At 57.5% G+C, this 3,371-nt stretch carries 2 protein-coding genes; both read right to left on the bottom strand.

The features are described 5' to 3' along the window. Positions 1 to 123 precede the first annotated feature (123 nt). Entirely contained in the window at positions 124 to 807 is a 684-nt protein-coding gene (locus D6B98_RS39440) for a response regulator transcription factor (protein WP_126262236.1), read from the bottom strand. Continuing rightward, positions 804 to 3,371 (bottom strand): PAS domain S-box protein (locus D6B98_RS39435; RefSeq protein ID WP_126262235.1); only part of this gene is annotated, 2,568 nt, incomplete at its 5' end. The genes D6B98_RS39440 and D6B98_RS39435, both read right to left, overlap by 4 nt.

Genomic DNA, 3,371 nt, shown 5'->3' with positions numbered 1-3,371 from the left:
GCGTCGTCGTCAACGACGGAAATCAAAGGCGTGGACAAGACGAGCCCTCCTGGAGCGGAAATAGCGGCTGCAAGCATTAGCCACCTTGCGCGAAAAGTGGGCTCGACTGATGAAATTGTAAAATCATACTTGGGTTTGTTCAGGACGATTAGTGCGAACTCCCAGCGTCTCAGTCATTCTGATCAAGTCGGCCAGCGAGCGTGCACGCATCTTTTTCATTACGTGTCCCCGGTAGATCTTGACCGTAATCTCGGCGAGCCCAAGCTCGGCGGCGACCTGCTTGTTCATCAGGCCGGCAGCGACCAGTTTCATCACCGCCTGCTCGCGCGGGCTTAAGGTCTCAAATAAAGACTGCAGGTTCGCGACCGTCTGCTGAGCCTCCCGTCTTTTGCGATCGCGTTCGGTCGCCGCAACCACGGCATCAAGCAGTTCCTGATCGCGAAACGGTTTGCTGAGAAAATCGACCGCTCCTTCCTTCATGGCCCTGACAGTCATTGGAATGTCGCCATGGCCGGTAATGAAAATGATCGGAGTATGTATGTTCAACCTCGCTAGCTCGGTCTGGTAGTCAAGGCCGCTCAAGCCTGGCAGCCGGACGTCAAGAACCAGACAGCTAATAACGTCCGGGATTGGGCTCTGCAGCATTTCGCGCGCCGATCCGAATGCAATGACGCCTAACCCTACCGATTGAAAAAGATTCGTAAGCGAGCGACGCATGGAGATGTCATCGTCCACGACGAAGACGGTCGCCTTTGTCGAGGCCTCGGCATTGCTGCCTTGATCTGGCGCGTCAAATCGTGCAGTCACGAGACGGCCTCCTTATGCAGCGGTAAGGCAAACTGGAACGTCGCGCCCGGTCCATTTTTGTGGACCATCGACAGTCGTCCTCCATGAGATTCCACGATCGACCGGCAGATCGCAAGACCCATTCCAAGGCCAGTCGATTTGGTGGTGAAGAAGGGATCCAAGACGCGGTCCGCGTCGTTCTCGGCGATGCCGACGCCACAATCGGTCACGGCAAGGTGGACGTGCCCCACATCGTCCTTCGATGATTGAATCAGCAGTTCGCGCGTCCTGTCTGTAACTGCATCCATGGCTTCAATTCCGTTCATCACCAGATTGATCATCACCTGTTGTAGCTGAATCCGATCGCCGAGGATCCTAGGCAGCCCTGCCGTCAACTCGGTTCGTAATGTCACTCGGTGGCTCACCAGCTCTCGTGTTACCAGCGCAACGACGTCCTTAACGACCTCATTGATATCGAGCGGCACCATCTCAATCTCGCCTTTCTTCGCGAGCGCGCGAATACGACGGATCACCTCGCTTGCCCGGATTGCGTCTTCGATGATCCACTCCACCGAAGAGCGCGCGGCGGAAAGATTAGGCGCTTCCCGGCCCATCCAACCGAGGCACGCATCCGCGTTGCTGATAATAGCGGCGAGTGGCTGGTTTATTTCGTGGGCGATGGAGGTTGTCAGCTCTCCTAAAGTCGTTACACGCGTCACATGCGCAAGCTCCGACTGTGCCTTTCGTAGTTCTTGTTCGGCTTGATCGGCGCGAATGGTAGCGGTGATGTCAGTGCTGACGCCACGGTAGCCGAGAAACTTGCCCTTTCCATCGAAAAAAGGCTTGCCACTCGTGCGGACGTAGATCGGAGAACCTGTCCGATTCACGGTGCGATAGACGAGATCCCGAAACGGAAGATGGGCCTCCAACGTCGCCCGATGCTGCCGCCACTTCTCGGGTTCCTCTTCGACGTCGCACGCAAAGTCCCAGCGAAGCAGGCCGATCAATCCTGTCGCCAAAATTCCCGCAGCGCTGGTGTGCTCGGATAAGCGAGTGACCTGATGATCCGGCCCGGTCTCCCAGAGCCAGTCGGAAGCTGTTTCGGCGTAGTCGCGAAAGCGCTGTTCGCTTTCGCGTAGCGCGGCAAGTGTGTTTTCCAGGCGTTCCCTAGCTGCGTGTTGCTCGGTCACATCCATATGTGTTCCGATCAGCTCGCTGACGTTGCCATCGCTGCCGACCACCACATGCGCAACGGAGTGTATGCGTCTTATCCCGCCATCCGGTAGAAGGATACGAAAATCATATTCGAACCGCCCCTCCTTGTGTTCAATCGCCTGGCGCTGCACCTCCTCCAGCCGCGGCAAGTCCTCCGGATGGATGCGCGATCGAATGGTCTCGATCGACACCGGCTCTTGTGGGCTAAAGCCGAACAGACGATCGACCTCGGCGGAGCGATACACGAAATCTAGACCGTAGACGTCCCAGGACCAGCTGCCCGTGTGACTGAGATGCTGGGCTTCGGCCAGATAGGCCTCGCTGCGGCGCAGCTGCTGTTCTGCTCGCCTCGCCGCCGTGATATCCGTAGCTGCCCCAACAAACTCGATGTCACCAGAGGCTGCTCTCGTCGCTCGTGCCTGCGCATGGATGTGCTTTACCGAGCCGTCCGGTAGCAGAAGCCGGTATTCGTGCTCGAAATCGCTCGGGTCTCGCATCGCGCGATCGATAATTTCTTTAACGGAAGCCCTATCATCTGGATGAGTGCGCTCAACGACGAGCTGCGGCCCCGGCTGCACTGTGTCAGGATCTAATTGGAAAATGCGAAATGTTTCCTTTGACCAGAAGGCCTCGCCCGTAGTGGGGTTCCAGCTGAAGCTGCCTGTGTGACTCAACTCCTGCGCCTGGGCCAAATGTGCTTCGCTCCGCTGCAGGGCAAGTTCGGTCCGCCTTCGCTCCGTGATATCTTCGCAGGCGATAAGGACAATGGGCTGCTCATCGCCCCAGAGCATGGCTTTGGCGTTTTCACGTACCCACAACACCGAGCCGTCCTTCCTGACTTTCCGGACGTCCCACGTGCGCGTTTGTCCCACATCCTCAAGGCACGTCCGAACGCATTCGCGAACGAAAGCGCGATCCTCCTCGAGAAATACGTCCAGCACTGATCGAGCGATCAGTTCAGCACGAGCATAGCTGAGTTGTGTCGCGCCGAGCGTATTGACGTTGAGGATAGTGCCGGCTTTATCGACCATGAAGTACATGGCCGGATTGTGCTCGAAGATGGCGCGCCATCGCTTTTCGCGATCCTCCAAATCGGCCGCACTCCGCTGAAGCTTGGCCGCAACGACACGCGCAGCCTCTCTTTCCTGGCGGAGCTTTCCGATCAGGTGCGCTCCCACAATCGAGGCAATAAAGAATGCAACAACCACCGGCAGATCTTGGGGGTCATCGATACGCAGGCTGAACGCCGGCGGCGCAAAGTAGTAAGCGAGAGCAGCGATGGCTATGATGCAAAGCGCGGACGACGCGATGAAGCTGCCCATCAACGAAAACAGCAAGACCACCAACAAATAGGCGAACGCCGTCGCGGC

The sequence above is a fragment of the Bradyrhizobium sp. LVM 105 genome (genome assembly GCF_003957705.1).
In the GTDB taxonomy this organism is placed as follows: domain Bacteria; phylum Pseudomonadota; class Alphaproteobacteria; order Rhizobiales; family Xanthobacteraceae; genus Bradyrhizobium; species Bradyrhizobium frederickii.
Note: the sequence above shows the minus strand (reverse complement) of the source record. Positions and strands in the feature narration are given on the sequence as shown.